Source organism: Nocardia sp. NPDC051750 (genome assembly GCF_044453135.1).
GTDB lineage: Bacteria > Actinomycetota > Actinomycetes > Mycobacteriales > Mycobacteriaceae > Nocardia.
Window position 1 is genome coordinate 653,607 of sequence record NZ_JBITCK010000002.1, and the last position, 16,553, is coordinate 670,159.

15 protein-coding genes are annotated in these 16,553 nt (G+C 68.1%); 4 read left to right on the top strand and 11 right to left on the bottom strand.

What is annotated here, in order from left to right; all coding sequences use genetic code 11:
- Nucleotides 1-24: 24 nt before the first annotated feature.
- A complete protein-coding gene (locus ACIA75_RS10330; protein WP_397102171.1) occupies nucleotides 25-1,563 on the bottom strand; it encodes an ROK family protein in 1,539 nt (512 codons plus the stop codon).
- Nucleotides 1,564-2,300: 737 nt separating this feature from the next.
- Between ACIA75_RS10330 and ACIA75_RS10335 the strand changes: the two genes are divergently transcribed.
- The 3 genes from ACIA75_RS10335 (at nucleotide 2,301) to ACIA75_RS10345 (ending at nucleotide 5,404) form a co-directional block, all read left to right on the top strand.
- On the top strand, nucleotides 2,301-3,116 hold the full coding sequence (locus tag ACIA75_RS10335; RefSeq protein WP_397102173.1) for a class I SAM-dependent methyltransferase: 816 nt from the start codon (nucleotides 2,301-2,303) through the stop codon (nucleotides 3,114-3,116).
- A gap of 80 nt (nucleotides 3,117-3,196) precedes the next feature.
- The gene (gene msrA, locus ACIA75_RS10340) at nucleotides 3,197-3,709 is read left to right on the top strand and encodes a peptide-methionine (S)-S-oxide reductase MsrA (protein ID WP_397102175.1); all 513 of its coding nucleotides are present in this window, start codon (nucleotides 3,197-3,199) and stop codon (nucleotides 3,707-3,709) included.
- A 132-nt stretch (nucleotides 3,710-3,841) separates the two neighbouring features.
- The gene (locus ACIA75_RS10345; RefSeq protein WP_397102176.1) at nucleotides 3,842-5,404 is read left to right on the top strand and encodes a bifunctional phosphatase PAP2/diacylglycerol kinase family protein; all 1,563 of its coding nucleotides are present in this window, start codon (nucleotides 3,842-3,844) and stop codon (nucleotides 5,402-5,404) included.
- Nucleotides 5,405-5,416: 12 nt separating this feature from the next.
- Here the strand turns inward: ACIA75_RS10345 and ACIA75_RS10350 are convergent, their stop codons facing one another.
- Both ACIA75_RS10350 and ACIA75_RS10355 read right to left on the bottom strand, forming a co-directional pair.
- Nucleotides 5,417-7,051, bottom strand: coding sequence for an MFS transporter (locus ACIA75_RS10350; RefSeq protein WP_397102177.1), 1,635 nt, complete (start codon nucleotides 7,049-7,051; stop codon nucleotides 5,417-5,419).
- A gap of 31 nt (nucleotides 7,052-7,082) precedes the next feature.
- Nucleotides 7,083-7,508, bottom strand: a complete 426-nt coding sequence (locus ACIA75_RS10355) for a VOC family protein (protein WP_397102179.1) — start codon at nucleotides 7,506-7,508, stop codon at nucleotides 7,083-7,085.
- 528 nt (nucleotides 7,509-8,036) lie between these two features.
- Between ACIA75_RS10355 and ACIA75_RS10360 the strand changes: the two genes are divergently transcribed.
- Entirely contained in the window at nucleotides 8,037-9,470 is a 1,434-nt protein-coding gene (locus ACIA75_RS10360) for a glutamate decarboxylase (RefSeq protein WP_397102182.1), read from the top strand.
- 287 nt (nucleotides 9,471-9,757) lie between these two features.
- On the opposite strand, the gene ACIA75_RS10365 is transcribed toward ACIA75_RS10360, so the two are convergent.
- The 8 genes from ACIA75_RS10365 to ACIA75_RS10400 form a co-directional block, all read right to left on the bottom strand.
- On the bottom strand, nucleotides 9,758-10,135 hold the full coding sequence (locus ACIA75_RS10365) for a hypothetical protein (RefSeq protein WP_397102184.1): 378 nt from the start codon (nucleotides 10,133-10,135) through the stop codon (nucleotides 9,758-9,760).
- Nucleotides 10,136-10,315: 180 nt separating this feature from the next.
- Nucleotides 10,316-11,512 carry an NADH:flavin oxidoreductase gene (locus ACIA75_RS10370; protein ID WP_397102186.1) on the bottom strand — a complete coding sequence of 399 codons (1,197 nt, stop codon included), beginning with the start codon at nucleotides 11,510-11,512 and terminating at the stop codon, nucleotides 10,316-10,318.
- Nucleotides 11,505-12,086 (bottom strand): TetR family transcriptional regulator, encoded by a 582-nt coding sequence (locus ACIA75_RS10375; protein WP_397102188.1) that lies wholly within the window; start codon nucleotides 12,084-12,086, stop codon nucleotides 11,505-11,507. Before ACIA75_RS10375 ends, ACIA75_RS10370 begins: the two co-directional genes overlap by 8 nt.
- Nucleotides 12,087-12,219: 133 nt before the next feature.
- Entirely contained in the window at nucleotides 12,220-13,485 is a 1,266-nt protein-coding gene (locus ACIA75_RS10380; protein ID WP_397102190.1) for an amidohydrolase family protein, read from the bottom strand.
- On the bottom strand, nucleotides 13,454-14,518 hold the full coding sequence (locus tag ACIA75_RS10385; RefSeq protein WP_397102193.1) for an acetamidase/formamidase family protein: 1,065 nt from the start codon (nucleotides 14,516-14,518) through the stop codon (nucleotides 13,454-13,456). Before ACIA75_RS10385 ends, ACIA75_RS10380 begins: the two co-directional genes overlap by 32 nt.
- Nucleotides 14,515-14,916, bottom strand: a complete 402-nt coding sequence (locus ACIA75_RS10390; RefSeq protein ID WP_397102195.1) for a gamma-glutamylcyclotransferase — start codon at nucleotides 14,914-14,916, stop codon at nucleotides 14,515-14,517. The genes ACIA75_RS10385 and ACIA75_RS10390 overlap by 4 nt, the downstream gene beginning before the upstream one ends.
- A gap of 41 nt (nucleotides 14,917-14,957) precedes the next feature.
- On the bottom strand, nucleotides 14,958-15,620 hold the full coding sequence (locus tag ACIA75_RS10395; RefSeq protein ID WP_397102197.1) for a GntR family transcriptional regulator: 663 nt from the start codon (nucleotides 15,618-15,620) through the stop codon (nucleotides 14,958-14,960).
- On the bottom strand, nucleotides 15,617-16,522 hold the full coding sequence (locus ACIA75_RS10400; RefSeq protein WP_397102200.1) for a hypothetical protein: 906 nt from the start codon (nucleotides 16,520-16,522) through the stop codon (nucleotides 15,617-15,619). The genes ACIA75_RS10395 and ACIA75_RS10400 overlap by 4 nt, the downstream gene beginning before the upstream one ends.
- Between the last annotated feature and the right edge of the window lie 31 nt (nucleotides 16,523-16,553).

A 16,553-nucleotide genomic window follows, 5' to 3' on the forward strand; every position in this document is an offset into this window, starting at 1 on the left:
CTCGGATCGACTCGGCGGGCCCGGTCAGCCGAGACTGCGCAGATATGCGGGATCCCAGAACAACATTGCGGCGCCCTGCCAGCCACCGTGCAGCGGCTCGAAACTGTAGCCCACATTGCGTCCCCCTAGGACATAGTCGTTCCAGTAGTTCCAGAGGTGGTTGCGGAGCCCGAGGCGGTCGAGGTCGTCGATGACCGGGCCGCTGATCACGACATGCTCCAGATCCAGTGTGTTCACCAGGTTCGCGATACCGATGGTCAGCACCCGCGCGTATTCGCGCACGACAGTGTCCAGATACAGCGCGATCCGGGGATCGTGCGTCACGGCCCGCACGACCTCGCGCGGGACATCGGCCGGTGCCACCCCGCCGGTGGACACCCCCGCGGCGCGGACGAGATCACGGCCGGCCGGTGGACGGCCGAATGCGGTGGCCAGCCGGTCGAAAGTATCCGGGTCGCAGGCCAGCGCGAGGCGGGCCAGGCCCCGGATACCGGCGAGCGCCTCCCAATGCACCCCGGGCAGCTGGCAATCGCATCGATCGATCCCGACCGGCGTGCCGGCCGGCCCCGGCGCGATCAGTTCGGTGCCCAGATGCACGGTGGTGTGGCCGATCTCGCCCTCGCTGCTGTGGCTGCCGTAGTAGATCTCGCCGCCCAGGACCAACCCGGCACCGACACCTTCCACTACGAGCACGCAGGCGTAGTTGCGCCAGGCACCGGCATTGCGCGAACGCTGGTGCAGGTCGTGCCGGGCGAAGGAGCGCGAGTCGACGTCCAGATGGATTTTTCCGAGCAGATCCTGTTCCTCGAACTCGGGGTATCCGGAAGCGCCGAAACTGTGCCGAATCCGGGTCCGGTGCCGCACCCACAGAATTCGGGCCAGACCCGCGGCGAGTTGTTCGTTCACCGGGAAGGGCCCGGTGGTGGAAACCGAGGTTTTGGAACGGATATCGATGGAACTCGGCGTGGTGATCGCGATACCACCGACAAGTGCTCGCGGCCCGAGCATATGCTCGAGATCGGTGAGGAGATCGACGACCACCGCGGCCAGATCGTCATAAACTTCGCCGGTGCTCTCCCCGAACTCGAGCGTTCTGGTTCTGGTCGGAATCACTTCGGCCGGATGAATTCTCGCGAGCGGTGAATCATCCGGTTCCCGGCCCGTGGTGTATTCGACCGAGAGCGCACCGTAGTAAATGGCCTCGCGGGCGACTTCGATACCGAGGACCAATTGCCCGCCCAGGACCGCGGGCCCGGTGGACTCGATCCGCGGGATCGATGCCTGCCGCGCCGGCCGCCGCAGGGTGAGCAGCCCCGAGGCGATGGTGAGCCCGAGTAGAACGACACCGGCGGCGAAAAACCCGCCGGCGAGAATATTGCCGATTGTCGTACCGGCGAAACGGATATCGGTGAATGGCTGTTTCGTGGATGCCAGGAAAGCGGCTCCGAATGCCAGAAAACCGAGTAGGAGCAGCCGCAGAGTCCGTACGTCGAAGGCTCCTTCGAATGCCTCGCGCGCGTTTTCGATCACCTGACCGATCCAGTCGCGTTCATCGATGGGCATGGTCGAGACCTTTTGCGCGGGACAGCCGGACAACGCTGTTCCATCCAATAGTACGCGTCCGGAGTCCACCGCGGTGAAAGGTGCTGACGCATCCGGCTTTCAGGGCCGGAATTTTTCCGAATGCACAGAGGTCCGGATCGCCTGTCGGATCGGTCATTCCGGGGGCGTCCGATGCCGGTGATCCGGTATGCCGCCAGAAACCCTTTTCCGCACCGTCTCTCACCCGGCCGCAACCGCTCCACGGCGCCCCCCCGGTCACAGGACCTGGCAGCGTGCGACCGGTGGCGTTGGCGCAGTTCGTTTATCGCGACTTCCGGCGCCGTTGTCGGCGCGGCCGATTCACATCCGGGTGGATCGCGGTAGGCCACGATGATTGCCGGACAGGCGCCTGCCTTCCGCCGAACGCGGCCACCCGTTCCAGTGCTGCGGCGCCGATGCCGATCGGGCGCATATCCCCGGATATCCGCGGCCGCCGGCCGTGCCCGTCGCGCACCGCGATGGCGGGCATCGCTTCGTGGTCCGAGATGCCGATCGGGAACAGTGGTGACCGGGGTGTTCGCCCGGCAAGAAATCGCCGGGGTTTGCGGAGCGGGCTCGTGGAGGCCGACAATTGGTGCGGTCCGGTAGCGAGCCGACCGGGCGTTTCGACGATCGAGCCGGCGGCCGCGGGCGCTACTGCTCCGGAGGGCGCGACATGCCGTGATATCCGAGTTCCACCGCAGAACGAGGAGCAGACCATGACGCAGTCCGTATCCGGTGATCTGAAGACCAAGCACCGAGCCATATGGGCCTCGGGTGATTACCCGCGGGTGGCCGCCGATGTGATACCCGAGCTCGGGCGCCGCCTCGTGCACGCCTGCCCGATCGGGCCGGGGAAGAAAGTTCTGGATATCGCCGCCGGGGCGGGCAATGCCGCGATCCCGGCCGCGGTGCGCGGTGCCGAGGTCGTGGCCAGTGATCTGGCCCCGGAGTTGTTCGAGGCCGGCCGCCGCAATGCCGCCGAGGCCGGCGTAGAGCTCACCTGGGAGCAGGCGGACGCGGAAGCGCTGCCCTATGCCGACGGCGAGTTCGATGTGGTGATCTCGTGTGTGGGGATCATGTTCGCGCCGTTCCATCGGACCGCGGCCGATGAACTGGTCAGGGTCACCAGAAGCGGCGGGACGATCGGGCTGGTGAACTGGACACCCACCGGTTTCATCGGTCGCATGTTCGCCACCATGAAACCGTTCGCCCCGCCACCGCCCGCCGGGGCGCAACCACCGCCGCTGTGGGGGTCGGAGGAACACGTCACCGAATTGCTGGGGGACCGGGTGACCGGCCTGGATATGCGGCGGGAGCACGCGCTGGTGGACTGTTTCGCCGACGCCGATGCGTTCCGCGAATTCTTCAAGACCAACTACGGCCCCACGATCGCGGTCTACCGGGCGCTGGCCGGCGAACCGGAGCGGGCCGACCGCCTGGACCGGGAACTCACCGACCTCGCCGCCGAACACGACCTCGGCGACGGGCGGATGGAATGGGAGTATCTGCTGGTCACCGCGCAGCGCGTCTGACCGCGGACCGGCCGGGGATTTTCCGCGGTGTCCCGCGCGTTGAACCGGGGGCCGATAATGAGGGGGACGAAGGAGGAAGCGTGACGGAAACGCGTAAGGCGATCCTGGCCGGTGGCTGCTTCTGGGGTATGGAGGAGCTGATCCGGAAGCAGCCCGGGGTGCTGAGCACCCGGGTCGGTTACACCGGCGGGCAGAACGACCATCCGACCTACCGCAACCATCCGGGGCATGCCGAGGCGGTCGAGATCGTCTACGACCCGGCGCGGACGGATTACCGGGCTCTGCTGGAATTCTTCTTCCAGATCCACGACCCGACCACGAAGGATCGTCAGGGCAACGATATCGGTACCAGCTACCGCTCCGAGATCTTCTATCTGGACGACGAGCAGAAGCAGGTCGCACTGGAGACCATCGTCGATGTCGAGGATTCCGGGCTCTGGCCGGGCAAAGTGGTTACCGAGGTATCGCCGGCGGTCGAGTTCTGGGAGGCCGAACCCGAGCACCAGGACTATCTGCAGCATTTCCCGAACGGCTACACCTGCCATTTCCCGCGCCCGGGATGGAAACTGCCGAACCGGCGGACCACCGCATAGGTGGCGGCGGGATTCCGCGGACCGGCCGGTGGCGCCACAGGTCGCGGGCGTACCCGTGCGCTGGGTAGTGTCGGGCGAGTGAGTGGGTGGACGCGCAATAGGTTTCGCAGAATCGGCCGGATCGATCGAGCGGTGGGCGATACCGTTGCGCAACTGCCCGCCTCGAAAGCCGATGCGGGCCTGCTGCGGCTCACCGGCAGCGCCGATCACAGCGTTCTGTGGATGGCCACCGCGGCCCTGCTGGCCGCCCGGGGCGGGTCGACACGCCGGGCCGCGCTGCGCGGGGTCGCCTCGGTGGCCGGCGCCAGTTTCGTGACGAATATCGTGCTCAAATCCGTTTTCGCGCGCCGTCGCCCGGCCGCCGAATTGATGCCCGCCCATCGGCGGTTGTCCCCGGCGCCGACCTCGTCGTCGTTCCCGTCGGGGCACAGCGCCAGTGCGGCGGCCTTCGCCACGGCGGTGGCGATGGAGAGTCCGCGCTCGGCGTTGCTGGTGGCGCCGGTGGCGGCGGCCGTGGTCTACTCCCGGGTCCACACCGGTGTGCATTGGGGATCGGATGTGCTTGTCGGGGCGGCCGTCGGGTCCGGGATAGCGCTGGCCACCCGGCGCTGGTGGCCGGTGCGGGAATCGGATGAGGCGGAGGCGAGGCCCGTTCCCGAAGTGCCGGTGCTGGCCGACGGCAAAGGGCTCGTGGTCATGGTCAATCCGGTCTCCGGCGACCCGAACTACGACCCCACCGACGATATCGCCGCCGCCCTGCCCGCCGCGACAGTGCTGCGCACCCAGCCCGATCTCGACTGTGCCGTTCACCTCGAACAGGCCATTGCCGCGCAGCGGGAGCCGGTGCTGGCGGTAGGGGTGGCCGGCGGTGACGGCACCGTGGCGGCGGTGGCCGCGGTCGCGTTGCGCAAGAGTTTGCCGCTGGTCGTGATTCCCACCGGCACGCTCAACCATTTCGCCCGCGATCTCGGCGTCTACGATCTGCGCGAAGTGATCGACGCGACCGGTGTCGGTGAGGCCGTCGCGGTCGATATCGCCGCCGTCGAGTACGGCGACGAAAACAGCACACGAACAAGGCATTTGATCAATACCTTCAGTCTCGGTTCCTATCCGGACCTGGTGCGGTTGCGGGAGAAATGGCAGAAGCGCTGGGGTAAATGGCCGGCCTTCGCCGCGGCGCTGGTGGTCACCCTGCGCCGGGCCGAACCGATCGAGATCTTCCTGGACGACCGCTGGCAGCGCGTGTGGTTCCTGTTCGTCGGCAACGGCCCCTACCATCCGCACGGCGCGGTACCCGCCTTCCGCGACCGCCTCGATTCGGGGCTCCTGGATGTGCGCTGGCTACGCGCGGATCTGCGGTGGTCGCGCACACGCGCGGTGGTGGCGCTGGTGCTGGCCGCGATCGGGCACAGCCGGGTGTACGGCGAACGGCAACTGCCCGAGCTGCAGGTGCACCTGCCCGAACCCGAGACGCTCGCCGCCGACGGCGAGGTGATCGGCAGCGCGACCCATCTGCGGTTCGCCATGGCCGGCCAGCTGGCGATCTACCGGCGCGACGAATCGAACCCGCTCTGGGTCAACCGGAGCCGCCCGCACCACCGCCGGGCGCCGTGGCTGCCCGAGGTGTTCCGGATGCCGGTGGGCGGTCGTATCGCCTTGGCGATGCGCGGATTCGGCGCCGCGCGCCGGGTGTAGCCGGACGGTCGGCTACGGCGGCGCCGGGGACGCTGCCGCTGCCGGGGATCGCACCGGGAGTCGCCGGGTCACCAACAGGGCGGCCACTGCGAGCAGGGCGGTGACGGCGAAGGTGGTCTGCAGCGCGTTCAGGCGCGCGTCGGAATTGACCGAGATCACGGCGTCGGCGGCGGGCCCGGTGACCCCGGCGGCGCCGAGCTCCTCGCGCAACTGCGTATCGGAGAGAAATGGGACGCCGTCGGCCAGCTCGGTGGCGGCCTGCTGCTGCACCGCGGCGGGAACCTGCGGGTTGTTCTCGATGCCGGCGGCGACCGATGACGTGAGCGTCGCGATCAGCACGGAGCCGATCAGCGCGGTCCCCAGGGAAGCGCCGAGGTACATGGCGGTGTTCTGCAGCCCGCCCACCTCGGCGCTACGCGATTCGGGCACCGCCGACACCGTCACCGCGCCCAGCTGTGCGGCCAGCGCGCCCAGGCCGGCACCCATCAGCAGCATCGGCAGCGCGACGACCGCCGCGTTCGCGCCGGGATCCATTCCCGCCGCGAGCAGCAGTATTCCGATGATCATCGACACCAGCCCCCAGCGCACCACTCGCCGCGGGCTCGCGCGGGGGGCGAGTTTCGGGATCCCCACCGCCGTCGCGATCAATGCCACCGACAGCGGTAACAGCCGGGCGCCGGTCCCGAGGGCACTGAGTTGCAGCACCACGGACAGGAACAGCGGGACGGCGAAGAACACCCCGGCCTGCACACAGAACTGGGCGAAGAACATACCCAGCCCGCCGGTGAGTTGCCGGTTGCGCAGCAGGTCCGGGTCGAACAGCGGTTCGCGCGCGTTCCGTATCCGGGCCGCCAGCCATTCCCGGAGCAGATACAGCAGGAGCATTCCGCCGAGCAGCAACCAGACCACCGGCGACAGTCCGAATACGGCAGGTGCCCCGGGCCGATTCTGGATCCAGCCCCATTCACTGGACCTCAGCACTCCGTACACGATCATCCCGAGCCCGCCCACCGACAGGATCGAACCCACGACGTCGAGCCGGGCCTGTTCGGGGGGACTGTCGGCCATCCGGCGGAGCAGCAGCATGATCAGCACCACCACGACCACCTCGCCGAAGAACACCAGACGCCAGGAGGCGTACGTGGTCACGGCTCCGCCCAGGATCGGTCCCACGGCCACCGCGGCGGCCCCGGCGGCCGCGACCAGGCCGTACGCGGCGTTCCGGCGCTCGGCCGGGATATTCGCGGCCACCAGGGAGACGATCGCCGGCATGATCAGCGCGGCGCCGATCCCTTCCAGTAGCGACCAGCCCAGCAGGAGAACGCCCAGATTCGGGGCGAGACCCGTGACGAACGACCCCACCCCGTAGATGATCAATCCGATACCGAACACCCGGCGCCGGCCGCCGATCGCGCCGATCTTGCCGCCCGTGATCATCAGTGAGGCCATGACCAGGGTGTAGAGGGTGATGGCGGTCTGGATACCGGTGATGGTGGTGCCGAGATCCTGTGCCACCGTCGCCATCGACACGTTCATCACCGAACTGTCGAGCGTCATCAGGAACTGTCCGGCGCACAGCACGGCCAGCACCAGCCCGGAACCGGATCGGGTGGACGGTGCGGAAGGATTGTTCGGCGGCGGGCTCATCGCGTGCCGTGCCGGGTCCGGGGGCGTTCCCTTATCCGGCGGAGCTGTAGTCGAACATCCACGGGATGGAGAAACGGTCGGTCAGCATCCCGAACAGTTCGGTCCATTCCGTTTTGGCGAGATGCATATCCACGGTGCCACCGACGGCGAGGGCGTCGAACAACCGCCGCGCTTCGTCGGTATCGCTCAGCTCGAGGCATACGGTGAAGTTCGAGCGCGCCGACACATCGACGGTCTGACCGGGCGGACAGTCCGACCCCATCAGTACCTGCTCGACCCCGTTCAGCGGCAGCGCCACATGGGCCACGAGACTCTTCGCCTCCTCGGGCAGGTTCGCGGCCTCACTCATATCGCCGAAACGGATCAACTGGAGGTCGCCACCGAAAACGGACTGGTAGAAGGTGAACGCCTCCTCGGCGTTGCCGTTGAACATGAGGTACGGATTGACAGATTTCACGCGGATCTCCTTCTCAGCTGATTGCGGATGTGGAGGAAACCGGGAGCACGAGCAACCTGGGCCGTCTCCGCGCCGGCAACCGTACCGCCGAGACCGGCGAAGCCCGGAGATGCGACCGGAACCCAGCCGTCTGTACCCGGCGAGGCCCGCGGAGGGTTGGCCCGAACCCAATCGTACGGGTCCAGTGGCGACACCGAGCCCTACTGATCTCAGTCGAGTTCGACCGAACGCCCAATCGAAACCTCCCTGCATCGGCACCGACACCGAGGAGCGGCTCGATGACATGTAGGGCCCGAGGGCCGAAACTCCACGCGCCGGCGGGCCGAAAATACAACGCCTTCCCGGATCAGTCTGCCGTCTCACGTTGCCGGCTGCCCCGCTCGGCACCTCCGCGGTCCGGCGTAACCGCGGCAGCGACCCGCCGGGCGCCGCGGCGGTCCGGCGAGTCCAGCGTTCACCAGGGAATACTCGGACCGATCGCGCGGACCGGGCGATCGGCGCCCGGCCGAAATGCTGCTGGAGGTTTCCATGGCATTGACCCATCCGGCGCACTCCCCGGGGCCCGATCGCGCGGAAATCGCGGTGAATCCGGTGTTCGCCCGGGAACCGATCGAAGTACCACGCAACCGGCTTCCGGCCGGTGAGCTGGACAGCGATACCGCCTACCAGATCGTGCACGACGAACTGCTGCTCGACGGCAACGCCCGGCTGAACCTCGCGACCTTCGTCACCACCTGGATGGAACCCGCTGCGCAGACCCTGATGAGCGAATGTTTCGACAAGAACATGATCGACAAGGACGAGTATCCGCGCACCGCGGAGCTGGAGCGGCGGTGTGTGCGGATCCTCGCCGACCTCTGGCACGCCGAGGACCCCGACCACGCCGTCGGCTGTTCGACCACGGGCTCGAGCGAGGCGTGCATGCTGGCCGGTCTGGCGCTGAAACGCCGCTGGCAGCAACGGCGGCGAGCGGCCGGCCGGGCCGTCGACCGGCCCAATCTGGTGATGGGCAGCAATGTCCAGGTGTGCTGGGAGAAGTTCGCCGCCTACTGGGATGTCGAGGCGCGGCTGGTGCCGATGTCGGGGGAGCGGTTCCACCTGACCGCCGACGAGGCGGCGGCCCATTGCGACGAGAACACCATCGGTGTGGTGGCGGTGCTCGGTTCCACCTTCGACGGCAGTTACGAACCGGTCGCCGAGATCTGCGCCGCGCTGGACCGGGTCCGCGACGACCACGGCTGGGATATCCCGGTGCATGTGGACGGTGCTTCGGGTGCCATGTTCGCGCCCTTCTGCGATCCGGATCTGGAGTGGGATTTCCGGCTCGCACGGGTTGCCTCGATCAATACCTCGGGACATAAGTACGGGTTGATCTACCCAGGTGTCGGCTGGGTGCTGTGGCGCGATACCGCGGCGTTGCCCGAGGATCTGGTGTTCCGGGTCAACTATCTCGGCGGCGAGATGCCCACCTTCGCGCTGAACTTCTCCCGGCCCGGCGCGCAGGTGGTGGCGCAGTACTACACCTTTCTGCGGCTCGGCCGCCGCGGTTACGAACGGGTGCAGGGCTACTGCCGGGAGGTCGCCGCCGCACTCGCCGACCGGATCGCGCAGCTGGGTGCCTTCCGGCTGATCACCGACGGGCGACAGCTTCCGGTTTTCGCCTTCACCCTCGCCCCGGACGAGACCGGCTACTCGGTTTTCGATGTGTCCGCCGCCTTGCGGGAACAGGGCTGGCTGGTCCCTGCCTATACCTTCCCGGCGGACCGGGAGGACCTGGCCGTGCTGCGCATCGTGGTCCGCAACGGTTTCAGCCACGATCTGGCGGATCTGCTCATCGGCGCATTCGAACGCGCGCTACCGCGCCTGCGCGCTCAGCAGGCACCGCAGCGAGGTGCCGAATCCGCCGCGTTTTCCCACGGCGCGGATACCCACGTCCAAGGCGCCCACCATCGGGCGGAGTAACTGGGTGACCGTGGGTACGCGGTGCCCGGGGCAGGCGGATGGAGTGGTGAGTCGGCGGGTTCACGCCCGGCGTGTCCCCGTAACTCTTTCCGGAGAGTTACGGACTGCAGCTTGCCTGCGTCGCGGCGGGCGCTCAGGCAGCCCGTCGTCCGCAGGACCTGCCCGCGCCCAGCCGGTCCGGAGGTGCGGAGCTGATCGCCGACTGCTCCACACCTCCGGACCGACTGTCGGCGCAGTGCTGCCGATGGCATGACCTATTCTCTGAATAGCGTGCCGTTATTCAGCGGTCAGAAGGCGCTTCCGGTGCCGGGGAGGTAGATCCGGGGCACCGGCAGGCCGTGGCGGCCGTGGTTCCAGCCGCGGTCGTGGTCCCAGCCGCGGTTCCAGCCCGGGCCGCCGTGGCGGTGCCGGTTGCGGTGGCCGCGGTCCCAGCCGGACCGGTCGTCGGACCACCTGTTCCAGCTGTGGTTGCCGCGGTCGTGGTGCCGGCCGTGATTATGGCCGAAACGGCCTGGGCGGCTGACATCTTCGATCTCGTCGCTGGGTGTGACCGCGACCGGGTCGGCGAGGGCCGGGGTGGCAGTGATCGCCAGGGGTGCCAGGGCGATGACCGCGGCGGTGGCGATGCGGATGGCGAATCGGTGGGTGCGGGGGGTTCGGCGCATGGTTCGGTCCTCGGTCGTTTCGCCGCTGGGGCGGTGAGTCGGTCTTCGGGCAATCGCACCGGGGGTGCGGCTTCGGATACCGCCAACCGTACCGTTAAACAACGGCGCATTCAATAGGTGTTCGTTAATTGATTCTGACCGAGTGACCGGGTGCCGGTGTCGCGCAGTGGTTTCAGCAGTTCACCGGCTGTCCGGGGCCGAGCCCGCCACCGACGGCTCGATCCGCAATACGCATCGGGTGCGGCTGTAGATGGTCGGCATGCACTCGTTGCAGTGCACACACGCCGATTCGGTCGCGGCATCGGAGTGTATGCGCCGCAACAGATCCGGCTCCCGGAGCAGCGCCCGTCCCATGGCGACGAACTCGAAACCCTCGGCCATCGCCAGCTGCATCGACTCCAGATCCGTGATCCCGCCCAGCAGCACCAGCGGCATGGACAGTTCACGACGGAACTGACGTGCGCGCTCCAGCAAATACGCTTTCTCGTAGGGGTATTCGCGCAGGAACGCCCGGCCGATCATCCGGAAACCCCACCGTGCCGGGCCCGGCAGGGTTTTCGCGAACTCCCGGCGCGGCGCCGCGCCGTGGAACAGCAGCATCGGATTCAGCAGCGAACTACCCGCGGTCAGCTCCAGCGCATCCAGCGTCCCATCGGACTCCAGCCAGGACGCCACCTGAAGCGATTCCGGGAGCGTGAACCCGCCGCGAACCCCGTCCTCCATATTCAGTTTCGCGGTGACCGCGATCCGCTCGCCCACCGCCGCGCGCACCGCGCGGGCGATCTCGCGGGCCAGCCGGGCCCGGTTCTCCAGCGTGCCGCCGTAGCGGTCCTTGCGCCGGTTCAGGAGCGGGCTCAGGAACGAACTCGCCAGATAGTTGTGCCCGAAATGGATCTCCACCGCGTCGAAACCCGACTCGACCGCCAGCAGTGCGGCGTCCGCGTGCGCGGTGACGAGCTCACCTATCTCGGCTTCGCTCGGAACTTTCGCCGCGGCCATCCCGAGGGGGCTGAAGAACCGGCTCGGTGCCACCGCGGGCACCCGATTGGACGCGGCATTGGCCACCGGACCCGCGTGCCCGATCTGCGCACTGACCGCCGCGCCCTCGGCATGCACCGCGTCGGTGAGCCGGCGCAGCCCCGGGACCGCCTCCGGGCGCATATAGATCTGATGCCGGTCGGTGCGGCCACCCGGGGCGACCGCACAGTAGGCCACCGTCGTCATCCCGACCCCGCCCGCCGCGACCTCGCGGTGGAACTCGATGAGATCATCGGTGACCAGCGCATCCGGAGTGCGGCCCTCGAAGGTCGCGGCCTTGATCACCCGGTTGCGCAGGGTCAGCGGGCCCAGGGTGGCGGGGGCGAATACGTCATTCATGAGTCTCCTTTGCGGTCAATCCGGCGACGACGAAATCCCGCAGCGACGCCACGGCGTGTCCGGTGATCGGCCGGCCGTCGGCGGCGTCCGTCCCGAATCGCATGATGATCAGATCGAAGGCGAGCATCCAGCGGCGCCTGCTGTCCCGTTCCGTCACGTGTGGCAGCAGGCCGGACCACGAATCGAGCCGGAACCACTGCTGTTGCCAGAGGTCGAGGCCGACCTGCCGGCCGAGAACGCACTGCGCCAGCAGGCGCAGATGCAGGCGGCCCACGGGGTCGGCCGCCAATTCGGTGAACGGTTCGAGGATCGCGTCCACGATCTCGGGAATCGGGCGGGGTTCGCTGGTGACGGCGGCCAGCCGATCGGCCCACAGCGCACCCAGGCGGTCTTCCAGCAGGGCCACCACCAGGGCCTCTTTGGACCCGAAGTGATAGTGGACGGCCGCGGCGTTGGCCCCCGCCGCGGCGCAGACGCGGCGCACCGAAACGTCTTCGTAGCGCTCGGTGAGTAATAACCGTTCGGCGGCGGCGAGTAAACGTTCCCGGGTGGCGGCCGAGACTTTCTGGGGCATGGCAGTAGTGAACCACCACGCCCGACAGAATTCAATCAGTGATTGAAATATTGATTGAAACTGCTGGTGGTCCCAGGTGAGCGAGTCGTCGGCCGAGGGCAAACGGTCCGGCCGAGTGACCCCGCCGCCGGGCTCAGTCCGCCGGCCGGGTGACGGTCGACCGCTCCGACCGGCTGGCGGCGACGAGCCTGCCACGGCGCAGGACGAACCGGTCGGTGGGCGCCGCGGCAATAGCGTCCTCGAGACCGGAGGCCCGTATTGCCAGGAGATCGGCATATGCCCCCGGCGCCGGCCCGGCCGCCGGTAGTCCCATCACCTCGCGTGCACCGCTACTGACCGCCCGGTAGGCCTCCTGCGGAGTGAGGTGCGCCGCGGTGACGAGCAGCATGGCGGTTTCGAGCGCGTCGGCCCGGCCCAGCGGGTTGAACGGGTCCCGCACGTTGTCGGCGCCGCCCGCCACCCGTACCCCGGCATCGAGCAGTGCGCGCACCGCGGTGATACCGCGCGGCGTGGCCACCGGATGGTCACGCCCCTGCAGGTAGAGGTTGGTCATCGGCAAAGTGACCACGCCGATACCCGCCGCCGCGACTGCGGCGCTCACCCGCGCCTGCACCTCCGGCGCGGTCATGCCCAGGCTGACACAGTGGCTCGCGGTGACGGGCCGCGCCGGCGGCCGATCCCCGACCAGGTGCGTGAGTTGTTCGAGGGTGAGCATTTCGGGGTCGAGCTGTTCGTCGGTGTGGATATCGACACCGCACCCTCGCTCCTCGGCGATCCGCAGGAGCCGCCGGAGATTCGCGGTCGGCTCGGGGGTGTGGTGCGGATGCCCGCCGACGAAATCGACCCCGAGGTCCAGCGCGGCGTGGATCGCGGTGTCGTCCACCGAGTACGGGGCCAGAACAACCAACTGGATATCCATAGCGGCGGCGAGTTCCGTCCGCACCCGCACCAGCGCTTGCACACCGCGGAGGGGGGCGTCACCCGGTAGCAGATTGACATGCGAGCGGATGGCCGTCGTGCCATTGGACAGCAGGCGCAGCGCTGTCCGGCGGGCGCGATCGGCGATACCGTCCACCGTCAACCGGGGGTTGTATTCCTCCCAGGCCGCGATCGCGTTCCCGAGATCGCCCGGTGGGGGCCGGATCTCGTCGAACGAGAACGCCTTGTCGAGATGTGCGTGCGGTTCGGCCGGTGCCTCGAGCAGGAGGTATCCGCTGAGGTTCAGATCGTGCTCACCCGCGGGCCGGTTTTCGGCGGGGACCACCGCCGCCACCCGATCGCCGGTGATGTGCACGTCCACGAGCTGTCCGTCGACGGTCGCGGCATTGCGCAAGGTCGCCACCCGGCGCCCGTCGGCGCGGCGGAAATTACCCGGCGAAGTCTCGTTTGCGGATCGCACAGTGCACTCCTTTCACGATATCGACCACCTGGGTCACCGAGAAATCGCCGGCCGCGCTGAGGTACAGGTATGCCTCGCTGGGAGTCATGCCGGTGCGGAAGGCGAGGAAATCGACAGCGGTCCGGGCACATTCGCGCATGGCGATATCGAGGCTCTCGTCCATGCCGAGCAGGATCCAGTGCTCGTCCGTCTCGGCGAACGGAGTTGCCGGGAGCTGCCCGGGAAGGGGCTTCAGCACCGACAGCCGCGCCGTCACGCGTAAGGACCCTTCCAGTGCCGTCAACGCGATCTCGCCGTTGCCCTGCGCGAAATGCGGATCGCCGAGGAAGAAGCCGGCTCCGGCGATCTGCACAGGGAGGAACAGGGCCGAACCGGCGACGATCTCCCGGAGATCCATATTCCCGCCGAACGACCCGGGCGGGATGGTACTCAGTTCTTCCTCGCCGGACGGGGTCACACCGCACAGTCCCATGAAAGGCCGGATATCGATCGATGCGCGGCCCTTGTCGTACCGGAATTCGGCGCGACCCGGACTGCCCAGAGCGCAGAATCTGCTGAAAACCGCGGGAAGGCTGTCGTCGGCCTCGCGGGGCAATGTCTCGGGCAGCGCGCCCCGGCGATGCCGGCTCGAGATGATCCCGTAGGGGACCCGCGGCGCCAGGTCGAGGAAATCGACCCGCAGCCAGTCACCCGGTTCGGCGCCGCGGATATGCACGGGACCGAGCACGATATGGGGGCCCTTTGGCATGATCATCCGGTGCAGATCCGATTCGGCGAGGTCGACGGCATCGGGCAGGACGTCCCCGCGCGCGACGCCGAACTGCCCGAAGTAGGCGATCGGGTCGCGACCCTGATCCTCCATCAGGCCCTCCTGCGACACCGTGTCGAAGGTGACGGTCTCGCCGCTGCCGACCGCCAGGACCGGTGCCGTCCGCGCAGTGGGTAGCGTTCCCCAGCTGACGGTTTCCGGGGTACACCATAGATAGTGATCGGCCGTTCCCGGATCCCGTCCGGCGGTCAGGACTTCCCTCATGCGTGATCCGCCAGGGGGGAACGGTGTTCGCGCCAGCCGCCGGGGCCGGTGATCTCGCAAACCGGATCGCCGGGTCCGGGCAGCCGCCGGCAGACCATACTCAGCGAGCCCCGGCCGTCTTCCAGTTCGATCACCGAGAGTTCCAGTTCGGCCGGTTCACGCGGCAGCAGTTTGTCGCGGAGATCGGCATAGGACACTTCGTAGATTTCGCCCGGCACCGCCCAGCCTCCCTCGGAAACCATTGCGAGCCCGGGGAACACATCGTCGAACGAGAAGAACCGGTACCGCGGTGCGGTGCGCACGGCACCGCGGAATCGAGCGGAGGCGAGGGCGTCGTGCAGCGATCCGCCGCGCATGGCCTGGCCGTTGACGAACATGAGGACGAGATCGTCGGACATGGTGGAGCTCCTGGGCGGCAAGGGCGTACGGGGACGCGAGATCAGATCAGGGTGGTGTTGCCGGGGCCGCGTAGCGCGTGCACCCGTGCGGCGGTGACGGCGCGTTCCGGATCACCGCTGGAGAGGTCGTCCAGGAGCACACGATGCTGGGAGACCGGTTCGTGGCCCGGCTGCTGGACATAGTCGTCGGTGGGATAGAGGAAGGCCTGCCGTTGCAGGAACGACGAGGTGACCGGCGTGAACGCGGCTCGGTTCACGGACATGTGGAATTCGAGATGGGCCATCGAATACTGCGGGCTGGCGACACCGTGCTCGGCCAGCGCGGCACCGAGCGGTTCCAGCAGTCCGTACAGCGCCGCCCAGTCCACGCTGTCCACTTTGGCGGTGAGCATCCTGGCCGCCACCTGATCGAAGGCCACGCGCAGTTCGTGCAGTTCGGCCCGCACATCGGCATCGAATTGCACGACCACCAGCTGACCGCGCCGCACCCGTTCGACCAGACCTTCACTGGTGAGCCGCTGTAGTGCTTCCCGGATCGGTGTGCGGCTCGTGCCGAGCTCCTCGGCGATCTGCTCTTCGGTCAACCGGATACCGCCGGCGTATTCGCCGGTGATGATCTGCTGCCGCAGGAATCGATACACTCGCTCGCGGACGCTCAGCTGTTCCTCGGCGGGCCGGGTACCGGCACTGCTCGCCGGGGTCACCGCGGGCTCGCGCTCAGCAGTGCCGCGCGGCAGGTGTTGGTGACCCGCTGCATGAACGTTCCCGACATGACGTTCATGCCGGACCGCAGCGCGGTGGTCTGCAGCGCGGAGACGCGATTGTTCAGGTCGAAGTAACAGTTGCCCGGCCGGGTGAGTTCCGCGAAATCGAACACGAAAGGATCTTTCTCGGAGGTATCCGTTTCACCCCATGTGGTGGTGTTGATGATCAGCGCGGGAGCCTGCTCGGCGCACAATGCCTTCAGTTCGCCGGGCGCCACCGCATCGGCGCCGAACCTTGCGGCCCACGCGGCCAGTGCTCCGGCGTTGCGGGCACTGCCGATCAGGCGCGCCTCCGGCCAGGCGCGGCGGCAACCCAGCGCGACCGAATTCGACGATCCGCCCGACCCGAGAACGAGCACCGTGTCCGGAGTCCGCCCGCCCAGCACGGTTTCCATCGCCGCCTGCGCCGCCCAGGTGTTGGTGTTGACACCGGCCGGGCCGCCGGTACCCCGGACGACGGTGTCCACGACACCGGTCCGGACCGCGGAATCGGTCCGGGTCGCCAACTGCTCGGCCACCTGTTGTTTCCATGGGCTGAGCACGAGGGCGAGATCCCAGGACCGGTCCGTGAGCAGCATCGCCGGATCCGGGAACGGCATGGTGTCGGCGGGCTCGACTCCCGCGGCGGCCAGCGCATCGTGCAGCAGGGCGCCGCGCAGTGCACCGGCGGCGGTGGTGCCGATTCCGGCGATCACGGCGAACGACCCGCCGCAGGTTTCGGTGGACCGCCCGGGTGTCACGCCGGCGCGGGTCACTTCGTCCAGGCATCGGGCCACCGCGTTGCGTACGGTGGCGGCCCCGTCGCCGCCGGAGTCGAGCAGAGATATCGGTGATTCGGTCACGCCTTCTCCCTTGTGCTGGTTTCGGTGGGTG

Coding starts and splice junctions, on each gene's coding strand:
- ACIA75_RS10330 (WP_397102171.1), bottom strand. CDS start 1,563: ATGCCCATCGATGAACGCGACTGGATCGGTCAGGTGATCGAAAACGCG.
- ACIA75_RS10335 (WP_397102173.1), top strand. CDS start 2,301: ATGACGCAGTCCGTATCCGGTGATCTGAAGACCAAGCACCGAGCCATA.
- ACIA75_RS10350 (WP_397102177.1), bottom strand. CDS start 7,051: ATGAGCCCGCCGCCGAACAATCCTTCCGCACCGTCCACCCGATCCGGT.
- ACIA75_RS10360 (WP_397102182.1), top strand. CDS start 8,037: ATGGCATTGACCCATCCGGCGCACTCCCCGGGGCCCGATCGCGCGGAA.
- ACIA75_RS10365 (WP_397102184.1), bottom strand. CDS start 10,135: ATGCGCCGAACCCCCCGCACCCACCGATTCGCCATCCGCATCGCCACC.
- ACIA75_RS10370 (WP_397102186.1), bottom strand. CDS start 11,512: ATGAATGACGTATTCGCCCCCGCCACCCTGGGCCCGCTGACCCTGCGC.
- ACIA75_RS10375 (WP_397102188.1), bottom strand. CDS start 12,086: ATGCCCCAGAAAGTCTCGGCCGCCACCCGGGAACGTTTACTCGCCGCC.
- ACIA75_RS10385 (WP_397102193.1), bottom strand. CDS start 14,518: ATGAGGGAAGTCCTGACCGCCGGACGGGATCCGGGAACGGCCGATCAC.
- ACIA75_RS10390 (WP_397102195.1), bottom strand. CDS start 14,916: ATGTCCGACGATCTCGTCCTCATGTTCGTCAACGGCCAGGCCATGCGC.